Consider the following 21106-nt stretch of genomic DNA (forward strand, 5'->3'; position numbering starts at 1 on the left):
TATAGTATTGACGAACCGCGATGCGAATGTACTGTGGGGCACCCGACCTCCCCGGCCGGGCGACGCGCCGCCCGGCCAGTCCCCCCTACGCGCACCGGCCCGCGACCCACCGCCTCCGCACCTGCCTCCCGTTTCGCCTCCGAGGAGAAGGACCGCCATGTCGAGGATCCGCCGCCGTGCCGCGCGCACGGCAGTCCCGCCGGTCGCCCGTCGCCGGGCCCTCGCCGCGGCGGTGGTCTGACGTGGTGGCCCTCTCGCTGCTGCTCGCCGCCGCCGCCGCGGTCACCTCGTTCGCCTCGGCCGCCCACGCCCGGCTCGCCGACCCGTCGCACGGCATCGTCGGCGGCGCCGAGGTGAGCGCCCCGACGCCGTGGGCCGCGGCGGTGGGCTGGTCCCGGCCCGGGATGTGCAGCGGCTCGGTGGTGGCCCGGCAGTGGGTGCTGACCGCGGCGCACTGCCTCCTGCCCGGCGACCACACGATGACCGTCGCGGTCGGCAGCGCCGACATGGCCCAGGGCGAGGTGATCACGGTCGCCGAGAAGCACACCCGGCACGACCTGCTGCTGCTGAAGCTCGTCAGCCCGGCCACCCAGGCCGTGCCGGTGAAGCTGGCCGACGCCGACCCGCCCGTGGGCGCCGAGAACGAGATCTTCGGCTGGGGCCGGACCAGCGCCCGGGCACCGGCCGCCGGCCGGCTGAAGGTCGCCACCGTCAAGGTGACCAGGCTCGACGCCCGGGACAACAAGGGCGGCCCCGCCATCGAGAGCGTCAAGGGCAGCGGCCACGCCCACAAGGGCGACTCCGGTGGGCCGCAGTTCTACCAGGGTGCCCAGGTCGGCGTCTGCTCGCAGGGCTACGTCGAGCGCGGCATCCAGATGTACGCCAGCGTCGCCCGCAGCCGCGAGTGGATCCGCGCGACCGCGGGCGTCTGAGCGGGCACCAGGGCCGGGTGCCGGACGCGCCACCTCGGCACGGTGGTGCGGCCGTCTGTTGCGGAGACGGCCGCGACGCCGGGAGTGCCCGACACCGGTCGGCGCTCCCGGCGTCTCGCGTCGGCGGGCGACCCGGGCGGTCCGCCGGCCGGGGCGGTCCGGGCGCCGGGTCAGACGCGCAGGACGCTGCGCCGACGCGCGGGCATCCGCGGGTTGACCATCTGGCGGCGGCTGTTGCGGCCCGGGTTCCCGTACTCCTCGAAGTCCTCCGGGTAGCCCAGGCCCCGGCGCGCGGCGGCCGTCATCCGGTCCCGGGCGGGGTAGGGGATCTCGACCTTGGCCCGGCGGCGGCGGCGGAACATCCGCACCAGCAGGCCGGTGCTGAAGGACATGATCAGTCCACCCACGACGAACCAGACGAAGGGGAGCTGCCCGGGCAGCACCGCGGAGGCCGACCGGACCGGCGGCGCGGCGGCCGCGCCGGCGGAGTCCGCCGGTACCTGCCCGCCGTCGTCCGCCGGTACCTGTCCGGTCTCGTCCGCCGGCTGCGACCCGGCCGGCGTGACGACACCGCCGGTGATGCTGATGCTGGTGGTGTTGGCGCCGAGCCGCTGGCCCTGCTCGTCGAGGGCCTCGACCGTCAGGGTGACCAGGCCGCGCACGCTGGCGTCGGGGACGGTGACCGCGTACCCGGCGGTGACGCTGCGCCCGCGGCAGAGCTGCCCGTCGTCGACGCGCTGGTCGGTCAGGCGCAGCGCGTCGTCGACCCGGGCCTGGTCCAGCGGCACGACGGTGCCGTTCTCGTTGCGGGTGACCTGGATGTCGGCGGGATCCAGCCCGGACGGCGTCCTGACCGCCATCGACCAGCGGATCCGCTGGCAGTCGGTCGGGCCGCCGGACTGCTGCCGGACGGTCGCGTTCATCCGTGCGGTGTCGCCGCCGGCGCGCAGGTTCGCCGGGGCCTTGCCGATGTCGACGCGCGCCAGCGGCGGCGGGGCCGCCTCGGCGGCGAGCTGGGGGGCGAGACCGGCCGCGGCCGCCGCGACCGCGCCGACGCAGAGGGAGAGGCCAACGCTACGCAGAAAGGCCATTCGCCGCTCCTTTCGCTGGCGGGATTCGTTGCGGAGTCCACGATAGGCGGACGGGCCGCGCCGCAGTACGGGAAAGCGGGCGGCATCTTCGATCCGGGGCGGCACCACAATTGTCCGTCCGCGTTGAACCGATGCCGGCTTGCGCCCGGTTTGCCGAGGCCGTCCGACGGTCCGCGCGGCGCGCTGAGCGCGCCGCCGACGGCGCGGTCCCGGGGTCCGGTTTCGCACCGCGGGACCCGGGGTAGGTCAGGCCCACACGCGCCCTGCCCCGGCCGCGCGGCCGGGTGCCGCCAGCCGGCCGCGCCGACCCGATCAGGAGCCCCGCCGATGCACCTGCCCACGCCGCGGGGCCCCGTCTCGGCCCGGCTCGTCGAGGACCTGCGCCGCGCCCCGCACGCACTGGCGGCGGTCGCGCCCGACTTCACCGGCCCGCCCCTGACGGACGAGGACCTGCACCTGACCCTGCACGTCTGCTACGAGCTGCACTACCGCGGCTGGGACGGCGTGGCCGCCGACTGGGAGTGGGAGCCGTCGCTGCTGCGGCTGCGGGCGGTCGCCGAACGCCGGTTCGAGGGGGCGCTGCGCGCTGCCGTCGCGGTACCCCGCGGCCCGGCGGCCACGGCACCGGCCATGGCGGCGGCGTTGGCGGCGCTGGTGCGGGCCGACGACGCGCCGCCGCTGAGCCGGTACCTGGAGCGGCGGGCGACCGCCGCCGAGTTCCGTGAGTTCGTCACCCACCGGTCGGTGTACCACCAGCGCGAGGCCGACCCCCACACCTGGGCCATCCCGCGCCTCGGCGGCGCCGCCAAGGCCGCCCTGGTCGAGATCCAGCGCGACGAGTACGGCGACGGGCGGCTCGACCGGATGCACAGCACCCTGTTCGACCGCGTGCTGGCGTTCTTCGACCTCGACACCCGGTACGGCGCGCATGTGGACGCGGTACCGGCGGTCACCCTGGCCAACAACAACCTGATGTCCCTGTTCGGCCTCCACCGCCGCCTGCGCGGGGCGCTGCTGGGCCACCTCGCCGCCTACGAGATGACCTCGTCGGTGCCGAACCGGCGGTACGGCGGCGGCCTGCGCCGGCTCGGCGGCGGGCCGGCCGACACCGTCTTCTACGACGAGCACGTCGAGGCCGACGCCGTACACGAGCAGATCGCCGCCCACGACATGTGCGGCGGCTTCGCGGAGACCCACCCGGCGGAGGTCGCCGAGGTGCTGTTCGGCGCGGCGTGCGCGCTGCGGCTCGACGGCCTGGCGGCCGCCCACCTGCTGGACCGCTGGAAGGCGGGCGCCAGCTCGCTGTACCGGCCGGCCGCGCTCCCGGCCGCCGCCTGAGACCGGACGGGTACCCCGGAGTTCTCAGCCTGGGCCCGCGGGTTCTCCGCCTTCGCGGGTACCGGGGGCCGTGAAGCCGACCAGCTTGTGCGTCCCGTCGCAGAACGGGCGCCGCGCCGACCGCCCGCACCGGCACAGCGCCACGGTGGACCGGCCGGCGTCCACGGGCGTGCCGTCCTGGGCGACGATGGTGAAGTCGCCGCGCAGCAGCAGCGGCCCGTCGGCGCACACCGTCACCTCGGCGGCCCGCCGCGGCACCTCGCGCCGCCCGCCGCCCTGCTCCGTCCCGCCAGCCACGGCCGCCCCCTCCCGCCGGCACCCGCGGCGCGGGCACGGTCCGCACGGACGTGCCCGCGCCGCGGGTGCGGCAAACGCCCTCGCGGGGCGGGTTTGCCCGCGGCCGCGGCTGGGCACGAGTCGGGCATGACCACTGCCCAGCCGGCCGACGCGGGCCTGTTCGGACCCGGGTCGGTGACGTGGCGGGTGCACGACGAGCCGGTCCTGCTGCTGGGCGGGCTGCGTTCGCTGTTCCTCCAGGCGCTGCACCCGCGGGCGATCGCGGCGGTCGCCCAGAACTCCCGCTACCGCGAGGACCCCTGGGGCCGCCTCCAGCGCACGTCGACCTACCTGGTGACCGCCATCTACGGCACGTCCGCTGAGGCCGCGGCCGCCGGTGCCCGGATCCGCCGGCTGCACGCCCGGATGTCGGCCACCGACCCGCGCACCGGCGAGCGGTTCGCCGTCGACGACCCGCACCTGCTGCGCTGGGTCCACGTCGCGGAGGTCGAGTCGTTCCTCACCACGGCCCGGCGGGCCGGCCTGCGGCTGACCGACGCCGAAGCCGACCGGTACTACGACGAGCAGCGCCGCGGCGCCGCCCTGGTCGGGCTGGACCCGGCGACGGTACCGGGCAGCGCGGCGCAGGTGCGCGACTACTACCGCGCGATGCGCCCGGAGCTGGCGCTGACCCGCGACGCCGCCGAGGCCCTGTGCTACCTGTTCGCGCCGCCGATGCCCTGGTGGCTCACCCTGTCACCGGCCCGGCCGGCGTACGCGGGGGTGGCCGCCGCCGCCTTCGCCTCGATGCCCGGGTGGGCGCGCCGCCGGTACGGCGCCCTGGGCCTGCCCGTGGCCGACGCCGCGGCCACCGCCACGGCGCAGGCGCTGCGCACGCTGCTGCGGACCCTGCCGCGGCGGTGGTGGGAGAGCCCGGTGCACCGCGCGGCCCGGGAGCGCCTGGCCACCCCCGCCTGACAGCCGCCTGGCCACCCCTGCCGGCACCCCCGCCCGACAGCACGTGGTCACCGTGTCAACACACTCCGGTGGGACGCGCGCGGCGTCCGCGCCGCGGCAGGCTGGAAGGCAGCCGTCGCGGGGGAGGCAGCATGATGGGCCGTTCGCACGCCCTGTCCGGGGTCGTGGTCTGGCTGGCCGGCTGCGCCGTCGTCGAGCGGGTCGGCCCCGACCTCGGCTGGCGGTCCCTCGCCGTCGGCGCGCTCGTCGCGGGCGGCGCCGCCCTGGCCCCGGACCTCGACCACCCCGGGTCGACCGCGGCCCGCGTCCTCGGCCCGGTGACGCGGTGGGCCGCGCGCGGCGTGGACGCGGTCGCCGTCCGGGTGCGCGACCGGACCTGCGCCTGCTGCGCCCGCCGCGGCGGCGGCCACCGGACGCTCACCCACACCGCCCTGTTCGCCGTCGCGCTCGGCGCCCTGGCGGCGCTCGCCGGGTGGGCCGGCCCGTTCGGCGCCGCGGCGGTGGTCTACCTCAGCGCCGCGCTGGCCATGCACGGCCTGCTGCGGCGCCGCACGCGCGGGCCGTTCGGCGGGCACGCCGTCGGCCTGCTCGCCGCGGCCGCCACCGTCGGCGCCGCGCCGGGCGGTTCGTGGTGGTGGCTGGGGCTGCCGGTGTTCGTCGGCTGCCTCACCCACACCCTCGGCGACTCCCTGACGGTGTACGGCACGCCGCTGCTGTGGCCGCTGCGGGTGCGCGGCTGCCGGTGGGCGCTGCTCGGTACGCCGAGGCGCCTGCGGTTCCGCACCGGCGGTACCGGCGAGCGGGTCGCCGTGGCGGTCATCGGCGCCGCCGGCGTCCTGGCCGCCTGGGCCCTTGCGGCCTGATCGGTCGCCCGGCCGGGAGCGGCCCGGTGCCGTCCCGGGCGTGGCCGGAGCCGCGGGGTCGGCGCGCTCCTGCGCGCGGGTCGAGGGGGCGCTGGCGGGCGGGTCCGCCGCGACGCGACTGTGGCGGCGCCCGCATCGGGGCGCCGCCACAGTGGCCGTTCACGTCACGTCATGGTGCGTGCCGCCCCGGGTCAGCAGCCCGTCTCCCGACGCCGGCCGAGGACCAGGAACAGCGCACCCAGGAAGGTGAGCGTGGCGCCGGCCGCGACGAACGGGGTCAGCCCCGCGCCGGTGACCGGCAGGGTCGGCTGCGGCGCGGTGCCGCCGCTGCCGTCGCCGGAGCCGTCCGTGCTGGGCACCGGGCTCGCCGTGCCGCCGGGCGTGGGCGTGTCAGTCGGCTCGGGGGAGTGGGTCGGCTCAGGCGAGTCCGTGGGCTCGGGGGAGTCGGTCGGCTCGGGGGAGTCGGTCGGCTCCGGGCAGTCCGTGGGGGTCGGGGTAGGGGTGGGCTCGACGGGCTTGCCGCAGCCGGCCGGGCGGGCGTAGGTGAGCGTGACCGCGGTCGGGCCGGCGGTGACGTCGACGGTCATGCCCGGCTCGGCGTCGACCGTCGCGCTCCCGGCGGTGCCGGGGGCCACCCGCAGGGTGCGGCTGTCGCCGCCGCGGGGGCGGACCGTGGCCGTGACAGGCGTGTTGCCGGCCGGGTTGGCCACCGTGACGGTCATCGAGGTGCAGTCGGCGGTGCTGGTCACGACCGGCGGCGGGCAGCCCGCCGGGCGGGTCCAGGTGCCGCGGGCCACGGTGTCGCCGTCGGCCCGGACGGTGAGGGTGCCGGCGTCCGCGGCGACCGCCACGTCGACCGTGGCGCCGGGGCGCACGGTGACGGTCCGGCTGAAGCCGCTGGCGGCGGTCACGGTGAACTCGGTGGGCAGGGTCGCGGCCGCGCCGTTGCTCAGGTGTACGGTCCGGCTGCCGTCGCAGGCGTCGGTGACCGCGGCGGCGGGGGTGGCGCAGCCGCCGCTGCCGCCCTCGTGGGCGCCGACCGGGCCGGTCGAGCGGTCGCCGGGGCTCCGGGCGCCGCCCAGGCGGGTGGCGGCGTACGGGGTGCCGCCGCCGAGCGGGGTGACCACGCCGGTACCCCAGACCAGGTACACGGTGCGGTAGCAGGCGGGCAGGTCGACGTCCAGGGTGACCTCGCGGTGGCTGCCGTCCAGGACGCCGGTGGCGGAGTCGAACAACTGCTGGGCGCCGGCGGACCCGGCGGCCGTGGCCGTGTACGACACGAGGGTGAAGTCCTGGCTCTGGCCGGCGCACAGCGGCAGGTTCCGGGTGCGGACCGTCGCGTTGCCGGCGGCGCCGTCGAACGTGTGGCCGTACGCGGCGGTGTCGGCGGGCGTGCAGACCGGGGCCGGGGGCCGGCAGGTGCCGTTGAGGCTCACGGTCCTGCTGGCCGACGCGGTGTAGCCGTCGGTCCACCGCGAGGACAGGCGCAGCGCCGCGCTGGTCGCCGTACCGGGCACCCGCTGCACGCCGCTGACCGTGCCGTTGCGGCCGTTGTACCGGGCGGGCACGACCGTGCCGACGGCGATGTCGGCGATCTGCGTGGGGGTGGCGGAGACGCTGGACAGGGTGGCCTTGCCGGCCCAGTCGTTGGCCACCGTCCAGGTGACGCGGTACTCGCCGCTGTCGGTGTCGCAGGCCACGGACGCGGTGATCGCGTTGGCGTGGGCGCTGGCGGGCGCGGCGAACGTCATCACGCCGGTGGCGCCGGCCAGGACACTGACCAGCACGGCCATCCGGCGCGCGGTGCGGCCGGCGGCGCGGTGCAGCCCCTCGACCCGACGGTGCAGTCCAACTTTTCGGCGATGTGCAGCGCTCACGGTGCGGCCCCCCAAGGCGTCGAGACGTCGGGGGCGGTCTCACCACTGACTCCCCGTGCCGCAAGGTGACCGGTTACGCGGCGCGGATCTCTGTCTCCCCTTACATCGTCACTTTCTGTGGCGACTTCTCCAGAATAGGGGCGCCTGAAGCAAGGTAAATAGGGTGATTAAGTGGGATTCAGAGCGTACGAAAATGACTACCGAAAGTGACGACGATTCGCCACAATAGTGGTGACAAATGACTTGTCGTCCGAATAGCTATGACGTAGGTCACATATGAGATGTGCGGTCCGTGAGGTTCCCTGCCGGGGGCGATTCAGTGTCACCGGGTGCACTCTCCGTGACAGAGCCAGTGCGTCCGCGACCCGGCCGACGGGTACGGCGTCGCGGTCACGCTCCGGTCGGCCCCAGGTGGGTGCGCTCGCCGTCGTGGTCCAGGACGCACAGCATCTCGGCCGGCCCCCCGTGCGCGCCGAAGGCGTGCGGCACCATCGTGGAGAACTCGGCCGCCTCGCCGGCCTCGACCAGGATCGTCCGCCCGCCGAGCCGCAGCGCCACGGTGCCCGACAGCACGGTGAACCAGTCCCGGCCCGGGTGCACCCGCAGCGTCTCCGGTACCGGCCGGGTGAGCCGCAGCTTGGCGACGGTGACCCCGTGCGGCGCCCCCTCCCGGGAGAGCAGCCACGTGGTGATCCCCCGCGCCTCGTCGCGGTGCGGGCGGATCACCACGTCGTCGTTGGCGTCGGACTCGACGAGCTGGTCGAGGGTCGTCCCCAGCGCGCGGGCGATCGGGGCGAGCTGGTCCAGGGCGATCCGCCGGTGGCCGGTCTCCAGCCGGCTGAGCGTGGACGGGCTCAGGTGGCAGCGGGCGGCCAGGTCGTCCAGCGACCAGCCCCGGGCCGTCCGCAGTCCCCGGATCCGCTGCCGGACCACGGCGTCGAGCTCCCCGTCCTGCCTCCCGCCCTGCGCGGGCGGACGCGCGTCGTCTTGCTTCATGCGCAAGATGCTATGCCATCAGCGCAAGGGTGCGCTACCGTGGTCCCATGACGCACCCCTCCTCGCTTGCCGAGACCCTCGACCTCGACGTCGAGGTCCTGCACGAGTACCACCGCGACCTCATCGACTGGGTGGCGTCGGCCACCGTGGACCGCCCGCGGGTCGTCGACCTGGGCGCGGGCACGGGCACCGGGGCCGTCGCGCTGGCCCGCCGGCTGCCCCGCGCCGAGGTGTACGCCGTCGACGTCTCCGACGAGATGCTGGCGCACCTGCGCCGCCGCGCCGACGAGGCGGGCGTCGGGGACCGCGTGCACACCGTCCGCGCCGACCTCGACCAGCCCTGGCCGGACCTCGGGCCGGCCGACCTGATGTGGGCCGCCGCCTCGCTGCACCACGTCGGCGACCCCGGCCGCGTCCTGGGGCAGGCGCACGCCCTTCTCCGCCCCGGCGGCGTCCTCGCGGTCGCCGAGCTGGACTCGTTCCCCCGCTTCCTCGCCGACCCGGCCGGCGCGGCCCTGGAGGAGCGCTGCCACGCCGCGCTGGCGCGGATGCGGCGCGAGCGCGGGATGCACCTGGACGCCGACTGGGGCGCCCTGCTGGCCGGGGCCGGGTTCGCGGTGGAGGCGACCCGGCGCACCGACCTCGCCCTGGACCCGCCGCTGCCGGCGGCCACCGGCCGGTACGCGCTGGTGTCGCTGCAGCGGATGCGGCACGGGCTCGACGGCAGGGTGGGCGCCGCGGACCTGGCGGCCCTGGACGCGTACGCCGCCGACCTCGACCGGGCCGACCTCAGGGTGCGGGCCACGCGGACGGTCTGGCTCGCCCGGCGGCCCTGACCACCGGCGCGCTTCAGTCCTCCAGCCAGTCCCGCGCGGCCGCGGCGCCGGCCCGCTCCCGGGCCCGGGGCAGCAGGCGCAGCGCGGCGGCGGCGGCCAGCCGCTGCTCGGCCACCAGCACCCCGCACGTGAAGCTGCTGGCGCCGTCCTGGGTCGCCCGCAGCGCCAGCCGCCCGAGCAACTGCCCCGTGACCACGGCGTCCTGGTGCGCGCCGAGCACGTCCTGGAGGGCGGTCAGCCGGCGGATCAGCTTCCGCGCCGCCCCGGGCGCCTGCGGCGCCGCGACCTCGGCGGCGTACCGCGCCTTCTTGTACAGCCGCCGGGCGTGGTGCAGGTGGGCGTCGCGCACGGGCGCGGGCGCCGGCAGCGCCGTCGACGAGGTTGGCACGTCGCTGTCCGTCGCGGACTCCAGCTCCTTGTCGGCCCTGCGCAGCGCGCCGGCCACCAGCCGGCGTACCCGCTTGCGGCCGGCCCGCACCGGCGCGTCGGCCAGGGCGTCGAGCGCGTCCAGCGCCGCGTACAGGCGGGGCGAGGCGAGCGCCCGCCCCAACTCGGCGCGGGCCGGCGCGGCCTCCTCCGCCAGGTACCCGGTGAGCTGGTCGGCGACCGGTCCGACGACCAGGTCCTCCGGGAGGGCCGCGACCGCCTCGGCCAGCCGGGCGGCCTGCACGTCGGCGTCGCGCACCTCGCCGAGCAGGTCGGCCAGCCACTTCAGCTCGGCCCGCAGGGGCTCGCCCGCGGCGGCGTCCAGCAGCGGGCGGAACGTCTGGAGCGTGCTGCGCAGGCGCCGGACCGCCACGCGCATGTCGTGGACGGCGTCGGGGTCGCCGGCGCGGACGCCGGGTTCGTGCCGCAGCAGCGTGTCGCGCTGCGCCCGCAGGTAGCCACTGATCTCCGCGCCCGCCCCGTGTCCGGGCGGCGGCGGTGCCGGCAGGCGGTCGCCGAGGGCGTGGGCGAGCTTGCTGGCGAGGCGGGCGGGGCGGGCGCCCGCGGCCTCCAGGGCCTGCGCGACGGCGTCCAGCACCTCCTCGTCGCCGTCGACCAGCTCGACCTCGATCTCCCGCCAGTGGCTGGTCACCACCGCCGCGCCGAGCACCTCGCCGGTGACCCGGTCGTCGGCGACCAGCGCGAGCACGGTGCCGTCGGCGGCGCGCAGGGGGTACTCGGTGCGCGCGGTGCTGATCTGGACGACCGGCTCCAGCGGCGCGTCCCGCACCAGGACCGCGACCTGCTGGCGCAGCGCCGCGGGCACGGTCCGCGCGGCCCGGCCGGCGGGGGCGTGGATCTCCTCGCGGCCCCGCCCGGCCGGGCGCTTGAGGTGCCAGCCGGCGTCCGTGCCGCCGGTGCGGCGGCGCAGGGTGACGGCGTGGGCGAGCAGCCGCAGCCGCGGGGTGTCGAAGTACAGCGCGCGGAGCTGGTGCCGGGCGGGGCGGTCCAGGCTGGCGCCGTCGACCGCGGCGGCCAGGTCGGGCAGCGGGGCGTCGTCGGGCAGGTCGAACGTGGACTCGATCTCCAGATGAGAGGTCATGTCACCGGTTACCCGCCCGGCGGAGGTCCGCAACGTCATGGCGCCCAGGCTGCCGTATCCGTGCATCGGTAGGAACCCCGGGCCGCCGCCGGCCGTTCTCGACATCCACAACTATCTACAATTTCGTTCTCCGGGCCGCCGCCGACCCGTGCCGCGGCACCCGATCCCGACCGAACGGACTCGCCCATGAAGCGGATTCTCAGGACGGTGGTCGCGCTGGCCGCGACCGGCGCCGCGACCCTGGCCCCCGGCGGCGCCGCGGCGGCCGACCCGGGCCGGGGGGCGCGGATCATCGGCGGTACCGAGGTGGCCGACGAGAGCCTGTACCCGTGGATGACCAAGGTGCAGCTCACCGTGCCCAAGGGAGTCGCCGTGTGCGGCGGGTCGCAGGTCTCGCGGGACATCGTGCTCACCGCCGCGCACTGCTTCCTGGAGACCTCCCCGGACGGCAGGCCGTCCAAGGTCACCCTCGACATCGGCAAGGTCGACGCGTCCGCCGCGGAGGCCGCCGGCCAGCGCCGCACCGGCGCGGCGTACCGGTACGGCAAGGGCGCCCGCCGCTCCGACTGGGCGGTCATCAGGCTGGACCAGCCGTACGAACCGGCGGTCTACCCGGCCCTGCCGGCCGACGCCTCCCTCGACACCTCGCCCACCTTCCGGGCCACCGGCTGGGGCATGGTCTCCTTCGGGGGCCAGCTCTCCCGACTGCTCCGGCATGTGGACGCCCCGCTGGTGCCCGACAGCAGCAGGCTGTGCTCCGACGACCCGGACTTCGAGAAGCCCGAGATCCACATCTGTGCCGGCGACGACCGCAGGGGCACCTGCATGGGAGACTCCGGCGGCCCCCTGCTCGCGCCCCGGGCCGGCACCCGCCCCCGCGACGCCCGGCCCGGGGACTGGACCGTCGTCGGCATCACGAGCTGGGGCTACGGCTGCGGCTCCCGCGGCACCCCCGGCTTCTACGCCCAGGTCAGCGTGTACGTCGCCGAGATCCGCGCCGCGATCGCCGCGCTCGGGGGCCAGCAGCCCCGCTGAGCGGCGCCCACATGGGAGGATGGGCGCGCACGACCCGCCGCGAACCCGCAGGAGCTGGCCCGATGACGTACTCCGCCCTCAGCCACCTGGAGTGCTCCCGCGCGGGCACCCGGTACGACGCCGACGCCGTCCAGGGCGTCAGCGATCTCGGGGCGCCGCTGCTGGCGCGGTACGACCTGGAGCGCGCCGGCCGGACGCTCACCCGGGAGGCGCTCGCCGGGCGGCCGGCCGACCTGTGGCGATACCACGAGGTGCTGCCGGTGCGCGACCCCGACCGCGTCGTCACCCTCGGCGAGGGCATGACGCCGCTGCTGCCGCTGCGCCGGTACGGGGCGGCCATCGGGGTGCCGGGCCTGCTGATGAAAGATGAGGGCCTGATCCCCACGGGCTCGTTCAAGGCCCGCGGCGCCGCGGTCGGCGTCTCCCGGGCGGCCGAGCTGGGCGTCACCGGCGTCGCCATGCCGACCAACGGCAACGCCGGTGCGGCCTGGGCCGCCTACGCCGCCCGCGCGGGGATGGCCGCGCTGATCGCGATGCCGGTCGACGCCCCGCCGATCACCCGGGCCGAGTGCCTGGCCACCGGCGCCGAGCTGTACCTCGTGGACGGCCTGATCGGCGACGCCGGCAAGCTGATCCACGCCGCGGTGCCCGAGCGCCCCGGCTACCAGGAGGTCTCGACGCTGCGCGAGCCCTACCGGCTGGAGGGCAAGAAGACCATGGGCTACGAGCTGGTGGAGCAGCTCGGCTGGGCGGTGCCCGACGTGATCCTGTACCCGACCGGCGGCGGCGTCGGCCTCATCGGCATCTACAAGGCGCTGCGGGAGATGCAGGAGCTGGGCTGGATCGGCGAGCGCCTGCCCCGCCTCGTCGCGGTGCAGGCGCAGGGGTGCGCGCCGATCGTGGCGGCCTTCGAGGCGGGGGAGTCGGTGTCCGTACCCTGGCCGCACGCCGCGACCGTGGCCTTCGGCATCACCGTGCCCAAGGCGCTGGGCGACTTCCTGGTGCTGGAGGCGGTGCGCGCGACCGGCGGCACGGCGGTGGCGGTCAGCGACGACGCCCTGCTGGCAGAGCAGCGGCGGCTGGCCGCCCACGAGGGTACGTTCGTCTGCCCGGAGACCGCGGCGTGCGCGGCCGCCGCGCGGCAGTTGCGGGCCGGCGGCGGCATCGCCGCCGGTGAGCGGGTGGTCCTGCTGAACACCGGGGCCGGCCTGAAGTACCCCGAGACCGTCGACGTGCGGGTGCCGACCCTGGCCGTCGACGGCCGCATCCCGTAGCGCCCGCCGCGCGGCCCGCGCTAGGACCGCGCGATGTGGTGGGCCAGGACCTCGTTGTCGGTGAGCTGGCGCGGGTACACGGCGACCTCGTCCACGGTCCCCGTCAGGTAGTGGCTGGTGGGAGCGGCGGTGTACCCGGTGAGGTTCTGCCCGCCGACGCGCCAGTAGCCGGCGTAGTTCTTCGCCGTCGTGGCGGCGTCGGTGCCGACGAGCACCCCGTCCAGGTACAGCCGCAGCCCCGCTGGTCCCAGGCTCCCGACGACGTGGTGCCAGGCGCCGTCGTTGACCGCCCCCGCCGACACGATCCGCTTCTCCACCCCGCCGGGCTGGGCGACGAAGGCCAGCTTTCCGGCGCTGTCGACGTAGAGGACGCGGTCGGAGTTGCTGTCGGCGGCACCGGTGGTGCTCGCGGCGAACCCCAGGACGGCGCCGCCGCTGCCGCCGGTGACCCGGACCAGGCACTCGGCGGTGAACGGGCCGGGGTTGGTGTACTGCGTCGGGTTGTAGGCGCCGGCGCTGCCGCTCAGCGCCACCGCCGTCGAGCTGGACTGGCTGGACCCGGTCAGCGCGCCGGCCTGCCCGGCGGCCATCTCGTAGGGCGGTCCGGTGAACGCGCTCGGGTCCACCATGAGCTGGGCGATCTCGCTGCTGTCCAGGACCCGCTGGTACAGGTAGGTCTGGTCGACCGGGCCGGTGAAGAAGTCGCCCCAGGTGTCCCCGCAGAAGGTGCGGTAGCCGGTGCGGCCCACGGAGGTGTACGCGGTCTCGATCGGCACGACGATGCAGCTGAAGACGCTGTGGTTGCGGCTGTCCCAGGCGGTGAACGCCTCGGTGAGCGAGTTGGCCAGCACCCCGTTGACGTACAGCCGCAGCGTGTCGGTGGTCGCGTCGAAGGTACCCAGCAGGTGGGTCCAGGTGTTGAGCTGGGCGGAGTTGGTGCCGGTGTTGACCACCTTGCGGGCCGCGCCCGTGCTCGCCGACACGGCCATCTGGAAGGACCAGCCGGTGGTGCCGCCCACCCGGCTGCTGCTGGCCGGGTAGCTGCCGTTGCCCTCGTACCCGAGCTGGAAGTTGACCCCGTTGGCGTTGGACTGGGAGACCGCGGCGCGGTCGCTGGCGCCCAGCGCGGTCGGGTATACCCAGGCCGCGACGCTGAAGCTGGCACTGGTGTCGATCACGCCGCCCTCGTAGTACGCGGCGTTGTTGCCCGGGGCGCTGTAGGCGTGCGTGCCCAGGTGCCGGGTGGTGGTGTAACCGCCGCCGCCGTTGGTGCACGCGCGGCCGTTTCCGCTGGAGTCCGTGCAGTTGTTGTCGAACTCCCAGCGCGCCAGCGGGGACGACGGCGGGGGGAAGGTGGGGGCGAACGTGGCGGCCTCCGCCGCGCCCAGCGCCCGGGAGAAGGCGCGCACCTCGTCGATCCGGCCGACCCACTGGTCGGCGACGGCGCTGTTCCAGCGGGAGGCCCCGGCCAGGAGGTTGGTGCCCGCCTGCCAGTCGGCGGTCGCCGTGACCGGGGTGCCCTGCGCGTTGCCGTTGACGTAGAGGTACAGCTTGTCGGCCGGGTCGTCGTAGACGGCGAGCACGTGCGTCCAGGTGTTCACCGGGGCGCTGGAGTTGTCCGAGAAGATCGCCACGGTGGCCGGGGCGGCCGTGTCGGCCGCGGTGGTGAGGAACTGCCAGCGGTCGTTGGCGGCCTCGCGCTTGATCATGAAGGCGCTGCTGGCGCTGCCGGTCTGCGCCACGGCGGCGCCGCTGTGGTCCGTCGTCGGGTACAGCCACGCGCCGATGCTGAAGCTGTTGTCGGTGCGGATCCGGGTGTCGGCGGCGACGTAGCCCGCCCCGCTGGTGACCGCGAACGCGCTGCCGTACTTGCCGCTGGCGTTCCAGCCGGCGTTGGCGCCGGTGAGCGTGCCCGGGGCGGCGGCACCGGAGGAGTCCGCGGTGACCGTACCGGCACCGCCCGCGCCCTCGTCGAGCTTCCACCAGGTGGACGGCCCGTCGGTACGGCCGCCGTAGGTGCCGGTGCGGGCGTTGCCCGAGGAGTCCGCGGCCGAGGAGGTGCCGGCGGCGGACTGGGCGTCGTCGGCCCGGTGGTAGAACGAGGGTCCGTAGCTGACCCCGGCGGGTGCGTAGTCGAAGGAGGAGGCGGCGGCGAGGGTGCTGCCGTCGGCGCGGGTGTTGCTGCTCAGCGCGCTGGAGGCGGTGCCGGTCACCAGCAACCCCAGCCCCAGCAGTCCCAGCAGCAGGGTCGGCAGCCACGGCACGCGAGGCGTGCGGGTGAGTACCCGGCGCCGGCTGTGCCCGGCGTCGCGCCGCTTCCGGTGCATCCCAGACCCTCCGACTTCAGGCTAACCTGCTGTTCGGCCGGGAATGGGAGAGCGCCAGCAATGCGAAAGACAATTCTTAGTTTTCGCACGTCTATTTATGGTAATTGTTTCGGTGAGTAAAAGTGCGGGCTCAACTATTGTCGAATGCTAACGGTGTGGCGGCGCCTCGAATAGCGCGCTCAGGGGCGCTGTCCCGGGGCGTAGGAGCGCGTGACGTGGCCGGCGAGATCCTCCGGGTGGAAGTAGACCGGCCGCAGGTCGCCGCTCGCGTAGCGGCCGACCTGGTCGGTGAAGTGCGGCGAGTCCGGGTGTCCGCTGGCGCCGCCCGCCGTGACGGCCCGGGCGCGCACCTTCGGACCGAACTCCACCACCGCCACGAAGCTGTTGCCGCTGGTGCCGTAGTAGCGCGTGGTGCCGGGGTACCGGCGCGCGCCGAATGAGGCCAGCGAACCCCACTGCGCCGAGGTGAAGGGCACGCCGGTGCTCGGCCTGGCGTCGTCGAATTTCTGGACGATCGCGCCGTCGTTGCGCTGGAAGCGGTTGATCTGGCCCCAGGGCACGCGCCAGGTGCCGAAGTCCTCGGTCAGCCGCTGCGCCGCCGTCGCCAGCGCGGCGATCCGCTGGGCGTCGGTGGCGCGCTCGGCGATGTAGTCCCAGGCCGACATGCCGGCCTCCTTGGCCTGCGGGGCCACCAGCGCCCAGACCGCCTCGCCCCAGAACACGGCGAGCGAGGTCGCGGCCGACTCCGCCGACCAGCGGTGGTCCCAGTCGCGCAGCAGGGCGTGGGGGCCGGCGAGCGCGCTCTTGCGCGGGTCGTCCGCGGGCAGCGCCGCCCAGGCCGCGGCGATGCCCGGCCCGAACCGGGCGAACGCGGTGAGGTACGGGTCGAAGGCGGCCTCGGTCAGCTTCCGCGGCGTGAAGTCGGCGGCCGCGCGCAGCACCCGGACGGCCTGCGGGCCGCGCGGGTTCTCGCCGCTCTGGTCGAGGTACCGCGGGTAGTCGGCCGCCCGGGGGCTGTCCGCGCCCGCCGCCGTCCACGGCCAGTTATTGGTGTTGTACACCCAGTTGTTGCGCGGGTTGACCACCTGCGGAAGCTCCGCCAGCCGGTGCAGGCCGCGCCAGCGGGTCGCCGGGTCGCTGCCGTCGACCGGCCGGCGGTAGTCGAAGCGGTCCTCGCGCACCGGCATGAACTGCGGCATCAGGAAGGCGATCTCGCCCTTGGAGTCGGCGAACACCGTGTTGTTCGAGCTGTTGGCCCGGAGCCGGGCCACGGCGAGGAACTGCGCGTAGTCCTGCGCCTTGGTGCGCAGGAAGCTCTGCTGGAGCGCCGCGACCGGCCGGTTCATCAGCGCGGCCGCGATCCACCGGCCGTCGGCCTCCCGCACGATCGGGCCGTGGTGGGTGGCGAAGGTGCGGAAGCTGCGCTTCGCCCGGCCGCCGTCGGCGGTGCGGTGGGACAGCGTGACCGTCCTCGTGGTCACCGGCCGCAGCGCGTCGCCGTAGCGGTAGGAGAGGGAGCCGTCGGCGCCGGTCACGACCGTCTCGGCGAACTCGTCGACGTTGTCGGCGCCGCTGGAGGTGTGCATCCACCCGGCGTGCGCGTTGAAGCCCTGGTAGACGAAGAACTGCCCCCACGTCGCGGCGCCGTAGGCGTTGAGCCCCTCCCCGCTGGTCACGTGCTGCTCGGAGCGGAAGAAGAAGCTGGTGTGCGGATTGATCAGCAGCAGCGCCCGGCCGTCGCGGGTGTGGGCCGGTGCGAGGGCCATGCCGTTGGAGCCGCGGGGTTCGCTGAACAGCAGCCCGCGCTCCTCGTCGGTCATCGGCACCGGGCGCCGGCCGTAGAACGCCTCCACCTGGCTCAGCGGCACCCGCTCGACGTCGCCGCCGATGCTGCCCTCGGAGAAGCTCAGCGCCATCCACGGCGCGAACCGGTCGAGGACCCGCGGCCGCACCTGCGGGTGGGTGGCGAGGAAGTGGTTGAGCCCGTCCGCCCACGCCTGCGTCAGCTTCTTCAGCCACGGCGGGCAGGTGCGGTGGAGCGCCTCCAGGCGCGCCGGGTCGACGAACAGGCGCTGGCGCAGGTCCTGCCAGATCGCGCCCTCGCCCTCGGCCTCGGCGAGGCGGCCGAGGCTGACCAGGTAGTTGTTCTCGATCCGCGGGAAGTCGTCCTCGGCCTGGGCGTACATCATCCCGAAGACCGCGTCGGCGTCGGTCGCGCCGGACACGTGCGCGACGCCCCAGTCGTCGCGGGTGATCGTGACGCGGGCGGCGTGCGCGCGCCAGCGGGCCTGTTCGGCGGTGCCCGCCGTGGCGGCGGCGCCCGGGGGTACGGCCACGGCGGCCGCGACGGCGAGCGCGAGCGCCGCGCCGGCCAGCCGGCGCCGGTGCCCCCCGGCCCGCGGCGCCGCGGCGGGGCGACTCCTCAGATCGGCGGTGTTCATGCGCCGGCCACCTTCCTCGGATCGACGGGCCGGGGCTCCTGCCCAGGGACGGCCCGGCACACCTCGTACCCGCCGTCTCTCGACGGCCCGTCCGTCACCTTAGGACACATCGGTGATCGGTAGGGGCCGCGGCACCGAAGCGCGGGGGACCGGGCGCGACCGCGGTGTGCGGGGCCGGGCGGGCGGCCCGACCCCGCACCCCGGTCAGCGGCGGGCCGGCACCTTCAGGTGCGTCAGCGCGCGGCCGATGAACGTGTCCCGCTCCTTGGTGCCCAGGCCCTCCAGCCCGAAGCCGGCGTAGACGGTGTCCGGGGTCGTCACGACCGCGGACTCGGTGAACATCGCCTTGGTGCGCGCCCACGTGGCCGGGTTCTTCGGCGAGCCGGCCGGGGCCGGCGGCGTCGCCCAGCCGCCGAAGTCCGCCTCGAACGAGGTGTCCGCCACGACCTGGCCGCCCACACTGACCCGCGCCTGGTCGACGAAGACCCCGATGCCCTCGGTGCCGCCGTCGGTCATCGCCGTGACCGACACCTCGACCCGCTTGCCCGCGTACCGGCTCAGGTCGAACGCCATGGGCTGCCACCCGCCCGAGCCGCCGCTGACCGCGTGCCACTCGCCCGTGGTGCCCTTGGGCGTACAGCCGGTCAGGTAGTGCAGGACGTGCGGGTGCAGCCGCTGGATGTTGCCGTCGCAGCCCAGGCCGGCGTCGGTGCTGGTCCGGCCGGTGCGCTCGGGCAGCGTGGTCCAGTTGTCGGTGCCGACCTCGTGCGCCTCCACGAACACGTAGTCGTACCGCGGCTCGGTGTCGTGGGAGAGCTGGAAGGCCAGCTCGCCGGTGCTCGCCTGGGACAGGTCGACCGTGCGGGTCAGCCGCTGGTACGCCTGGGCCGCCCCGAGGACGCTGGCGTGGTACTCCCCGTCGCGCGGCGTGAAGGGACCGCCGCCGGGCCGCTGCCACGTCATCCCGGCCGCCGCGTCGAACTGCGGGAACCGCTGCGGCGGCAGGAAGCTGGGCGTCTGGAGGAAGCCGGCCGTGTGCTTCTGGTTGCCCGCCGAGTCCGGCCCGTTGAACCCGCCGCTGAGCCCGCCGAACGGCCCGCCGGCCACCCCGGCGACCGGGTAGACCGCGCCGTCGGGGGCGCGCCCCGCGTTGTCCAGGTACTGGTAGGCGCCGAGGTAGTACTGGAGGAAGTCGTTGGACAGCTCCAGGCACGGCGCCGCCTGCGGGGTCCGGCAGTCGGCGGTCCCGCCGGGGTCGTAGCTGGCGTCGGTGCCGGTGCCCTGGGCGCGCAGCGCGTGCTGGCCGCCCAGGATCAGCTTGCCGCCCTCGTTGAGGTAGTCGCGCACGGCCATCTCGGTGTCCAGCGCCGCCTTGGCGGCGGTGCCGGCCGGCTGGCCGGGGTTGCGGATCACCTCGTCGTCGCCGGTCTCCCAGACGACCGCCCGGTAGTGGGACAGCACACCCAGCGGGTGCGGCGCGCGGCGGCCCTGGGCGTCGAAGTCGTACACGTCCGGCCGGTGGCCCGCCCGCTTCAGCGCGTCGACGTGGACGCCCGCGTACTTGGCGGTGGTGCCGGTCTGCCGCGGCGCCTCGCCCGTGACGTCCTCGGCGGCCAGCACCAGCACGTCACCGCCCACCGCGTCGTGGACCCGGTAGGTGAAGCGGTCGCTGGTGACCTTGCGGTCGGCGCCGCCGACCTGCTTGGTCGCCGTGAACCACGCCTGGACCCGGTCGCCGGGCCGGGCGCCGGTGACCACGCCCCGCCGCTCGGCGAACCACTGGGTGCCCTCGTGCCCGTAGCGCTCGCCGCCGGTCCACGGCGCCGCCTTGGTGAGCTGCGTCGGGCCGCCGTTGATCCGGTACGCCAGCTTGACGCCCCGCAGCGACCTGCGGACCACGGCCGCCACCGGCTGGCTGGTGCCGTAGGAGACCGGGAACGGGTCGACGACCAGGTCGGGGGTGTGCCGGCCGATCGAGGAGACCGGGTCGGCGGGGTCCTTGGCCGACAGCGCCATGGACAGCGCGAACGGCACGTTCTTGCGGAACTCCATCGAGATCAGGCGCTCGTCGTCGGGGAAGTTGAAGCCGCTGGGGCAGTCCTCCGGGCGCCACTCGTCGTCGTCCAGCCAGCCCGAGACCGTGGCGCAGGTGGACATCTCCGGGGTGAAGCCGTACACGCCGTACTTCTGGCCCATGTACGAGTCGGTGTCGCCGTTGGTGGTGTACAGCTCCGCGCCCAGGTCGGGGTCGTAGCCGGGGACCGCCGGGAAGGCGTCGTCGCCGGCCAGCGCCTCGCCGATCACGTCGTCGGGGCTCGGCGTGGTGACCTGCCAGCCGGTGCCGTACAGCAGCAGCTCGGCCGCCGAGTGGTAGTTGACGAAGAAGCGGAAGTCGACCCGGCGGGCCAGCGCGTCCAGCGCCTGGGACTCCGGCTCGGAGTTGGGGCCGGCGCCCCGGTACGTCTCGCTGTTCGGGTTGGGTGAGGACCCCTCGTTGTCGTAGCCCCAGCGGTACTGGTAGTTGCGGTTGGGGTCCACGCCGTCACCGGTGGTGATCTGGCCGTCGAAGTTGGTGTCCCGCAGGTTCTTGCGCCAGAGGCGGTGGCCCTCGGTGAAGGTGTAGTCGTAGCCGTCGGGGTTGAGGACCGGCACGAACCACAGCTCCGTGGTGTCGATCACCTTGGTGAGCTGGTCGTTCGTACCGTAGCCGGTCAGCATGTGGTGGATCAGCCGGCGGTTCATCTCCGGGGTGATCCACTCGCGGGCGTGCTGCCCCCCGGCGTAGAGGACGGCCGGCCGGCTGTTCTCGGCGACCTGGCCGGCGTCCTTGGTGACGCGCAGCGCGAGGATCGGCTTGCCGTTGACCGAGTGCCCGATGGTCTGGAGGCTGGTCAGGCCCGGGTACCGGGCGGCGATGGTGACCAGCTCCTCGCGGAGCCCGCCGGGGCCGCTGTACGGGCGGAAGACCCTGGTCCCCGCCGCGCGCTGCCGCTCCATGGCCGCGGCCGCGCTGCCCCCGCGGACCTGCTTGGGGCTCAGCGGCACGCCGGCCCGGCGCAGCGCGTCGACCTGCGGCCCGGTGAGGATGGCCTCGACCCGGGTCCGCCCGTCGGCCTGGGGCGCGGCCTGCAACTCCTCCCGGTCCACGCCGGTGGCGTGGACGGCGGCGAGCTGGGCGGGGGAGAGGGTGCCGGTGTAGACCTGGAACCGGTCGGCGGGCGTCGACCGCGGCGCGGCGGCGGCCGGCACGGCGGCGCTGGACAGGCACAGGCCCAGCACCGCGAACGCCGGCAGTAGTTTCCGTCTCATGTGTC

At 75.4% G+C, this 21106-nt stretch carries 15 protein-coding genes and 1 riboswitch; of the genes, 7 read left to right on the forward strand and 8 right to left on the reverse strand.

All coding sequences use genetic code 11. From position 1 onward, the window contains the following. Positions 1-242: 242 nt before the first annotated feature. The gene (locus IEY75_RS08190) at positions 243-932 is read left to right on the forward strand and encodes a S1 family peptidase (RefSeq protein ID WP_229789444.1); all 690 of its coding nucleotides are present in this window, start codon (positions 243-245) and stop codon (positions 930-932) included. Positions 933-1102: 170 nt separating this feature from the next. Here IEY75_RS08190 and IEY75_RS08195 read toward each other — a convergent pair whose 3' ends face one another. Beyond that, positions 1103-2023 (reverse strand): hypothetical protein, encoded by a 921-nt coding sequence (locus tag IEY75_RS08195; RefSeq protein ID WP_189113615.1) that lies wholly within the window; start codon positions 2021-2023, stop codon positions 1103-1105. Between the two features lie 327 nt (positions 2024-2350). Between IEY75_RS08195 and IEY75_RS08200 the strand changes: the two genes are divergently transcribed. Further along, the gene (locus tag IEY75_RS08200; protein WP_189113616.1) at positions 2351-3361 is read left to right on the forward strand and encodes an iron-containing redox enzyme family protein; all 1011 of its coding nucleotides are present in this window, start codon (positions 2351-2353) and stop codon (positions 3359-3361) included. Between the two features lie 24 nt (positions 3362-3385). Here the strand turns inward: IEY75_RS08200 and IEY75_RS08205 are convergent, their stop codons facing one another. Then, positions 3386-3658 carry a CDGSH iron-sulfur domain-containing protein gene (locus IEY75_RS08205; RefSeq protein ID WP_229789445.1) on the reverse strand — a complete coding sequence of 91 codons (273 nt, stop codon included), beginning with the start codon at positions 3656-3658 and terminating at the stop codon, positions 3386-3388. Positions 3659-3784: 126 nt separating this feature from the next. Here IEY75_RS08205 and IEY75_RS08210 point away from each other — a divergent pair, with 126 nt between their 5' ends. Together IEY75_RS08210 and IEY75_RS08215 are read left to right on the forward strand one after the other, a co-directional pair. Next, complete coding sequence (locus IEY75_RS08210; protein ID WP_189113617.1) at positions 3785-4615, forward strand: oxygenase MpaB family protein; 831 nt, start codon at positions 3785-3787, stop codon at positions 4613-4615. Between the two features lie 131 nt (positions 4616-4746). Beyond that, positions 4747-5478 (forward strand): metal-dependent hydrolase, encoded by a 732-nt coding sequence (locus tag IEY75_RS08215; RefSeq protein ID WP_189113618.1) that lies wholly within the window; start codon positions 4747-4749, stop codon positions 5476-5478. 191 nt (positions 5479-5669) lie between these two features. On the opposite strand, the gene IEY75_RS08220 is transcribed toward IEY75_RS08215, so the two are convergent. Beyond that, positions 5670-7355, reverse strand: coding sequence for an LPXTG cell wall anchor domain-containing protein (locus tag IEY75_RS08220; RefSeq protein WP_189113619.1), 1686 nt, complete (start codon positions 7353-7355; stop codon positions 5670-5672). 23 nt (positions 7356-7378) lie between these two features. Further along, a riboswitch (cyclic di-GMP riboswitch) is annotated at positions 7379-7462 on the reverse strand. Between the two features lie 283 nt (positions 7463-7745). Beyond that, a complete protein-coding gene (locus tag IEY75_RS08225; protein WP_189113620.1) occupies positions 7746-8351 on the reverse strand; it encodes a helix-turn-helix domain-containing protein in 606 nt (201 codons plus the stop codon). 47 nt (positions 8352-8398) lie between these two features. On the opposite strand from IEY75_RS08225, the gene IEY75_RS08230 reads away from it, so the two are divergent. After that, positions 8399-9187 (forward strand): class I SAM-dependent methyltransferase, encoded by a 789-nt coding sequence (locus tag IEY75_RS08230; RefSeq protein ID WP_189113621.1) that lies wholly within the window; start codon positions 8399-8401, stop codon positions 9185-9187. 13 nt (positions 9188-9200) lie between these two features. Here the strand turns inward: IEY75_RS08230 and IEY75_RS08235 are convergent, their stop codons facing one another. After that, positions 9201-10715: a CYTH and CHAD domain-containing protein gene (locus IEY75_RS08235; RefSeq protein WP_189113622.1), complete on the reverse strand. Its 1515-nt coding sequence runs from the start codon at positions 10713-10715 to the stop codon at positions 9201-9203. A 186-nt stretch (positions 10716-10901) separates the two neighbouring features. Between IEY75_RS08235 and IEY75_RS08240 the strand changes: the two genes are divergently transcribed. Further along, complete coding sequence (locus IEY75_RS08240) at positions 10902-11750, forward strand: serine protease (RefSeq protein WP_189113623.1); 849 nt, start codon at positions 10902-10904, stop codon at positions 11748-11750. A 62-nt stretch (positions 11751-11812) separates the two neighbouring features. Further along, positions 11813-13024 carry a threonine synthase gene (locus IEY75_RS08245; protein ID WP_189113624.1) on the forward strand — a complete coding sequence of 404 codons (1212 nt, stop codon included), beginning with the start codon at positions 11813-11815 and terminating at the stop codon, positions 13022-13024. Between the two features lie 20 nt (positions 13025-13044). Here IEY75_RS08245 and IEY75_RS08250 read toward each other — a convergent pair whose 3' ends face one another. From IEY75_RS08250 to IEY75_RS08260, 3 genes are all read right to left on the reverse strand, one after another. After that, positions 13045-15351, reverse strand: a complete 2307-nt coding sequence (locus IEY75_RS08250; RefSeq protein ID WP_189113625.1) for a LamG domain-containing protein — start codon at positions 15349-15351, stop codon at positions 13045-13047. A gap of 179 nt (positions 15352-15530) precedes the next feature. Then, complete coding sequence (locus tag IEY75_RS08255) at positions 15531-17792, reverse strand: penicillin acylase family protein (protein ID WP_189113626.1); 2262 nt, start codon at positions 17790-17792, stop codon at positions 15531-15533. 204 nt (positions 17793-17996) lie between these two features. Further along, positions 17997-21101: a M14 family metallopeptidase gene (locus tag IEY75_RS08260; protein ID WP_189113627.1), complete on the reverse strand. Its 3105-nt coding sequence runs from the start codon at positions 21099-21101 to the stop codon at positions 17997-17999. Positions 21102-21106 lie beyond the last annotated feature (5 nt).

Source organism: Pilimelia terevasa (assembly GCF_014647915.1).
Classification (GTDB): Bacteria; Actinomycetota; Actinomycetes; order Mycobacteriales; family Micromonosporaceae; genus Pilimelia; species Pilimelia terevasa.

What these genes read in the sequence shown, in the direction of transcription:
- IEY75_RS08195 (WP_189113615.1), bottom strand. Translation starts at nt 2,023, where the DNA reads ATGGCCTTTCTGCGTAGCGTTGGCCTCTCCCTCTGCGTCGGCGCGGTC.
- IEY75_RS08200 (WP_189113616.1), top strand. Translation starts at nt 2,351, where the DNA reads ATGCACCTGCCCACGCCGCGGGGCCCCGTCTCGGCCCGGCTCGTCGAG.
- IEY75_RS08210 (WP_189113617.1), top strand. Translation starts at nt 3,785, where the DNA reads ATGACCACTGCCCAGCCGGCCGACGCGGGCCTGTTCGGACCCGGGTCG.
- IEY75_RS08215 (WP_189113618.1), top strand. Translation starts at nt 4,747, where the DNA reads ATGATGGGCCGTTCGCACGCCCTGTCCGGGGTCGTGGTCTGGCTGGCC.
- IEY75_RS08225 (WP_189113620.1), bottom strand. Translation starts at nt 8,351, where the DNA reads ATGAAGCAAGACGACGCGCGTCCGCCCGCGCAGGGCGGGAGGCAGGAC.
- IEY75_RS08230 (WP_189113621.1), top strand. Translation starts at nt 8,399, where the DNA reads ATGACGCACCCCTCCTCGCTTGCCGAGACCCTCGACCTCGACGTCGAG.
- IEY75_RS08235 (WP_189113622.1), bottom strand. Translation starts at nt 10,715, where the DNA reads ATGACCTCTCATCTGGAGATCGAGTCCACGTTCGACCTGCCCGACGAC.
- IEY75_RS08240 (WP_189113623.1), top strand. Translation starts at nt 10,902, where the DNA reads ATGAAGCGGATTCTCAGGACGGTGGTCGCGCTGGCCGCGACCGGCGCC.
- IEY75_RS08245 (WP_189113624.1), top strand. Translation starts at nt 11,813, where the DNA reads ATGACGTACTCCGCCCTCAGCCACCTGGAGTGCTCCCGCGCGGGCACC.
- IEY75_RS08250 (WP_189113625.1), bottom strand. Translation starts at nt 15,351, where the DNA reads ATGCACCGGAAGCGGCGCGACGCCGGGCACAGCCGGCGCCGGGTACTC.
- IEY75_RS08255 (WP_189113626.1), bottom strand. Translation starts at nt 17,792, where the DNA reads ATGAACACCGCCGATCTGAGGAGTCGCCCCGCCGCGGCGCCGCGGGCC.
- IEY75_RS08260 (WP_189113627.1), bottom strand. Translation starts at nt 21,101, where the DNA reads ATGAGACGGAAACTACTGCCGGCGTTCGCGGTGCTGGGCCTGTGCCTG.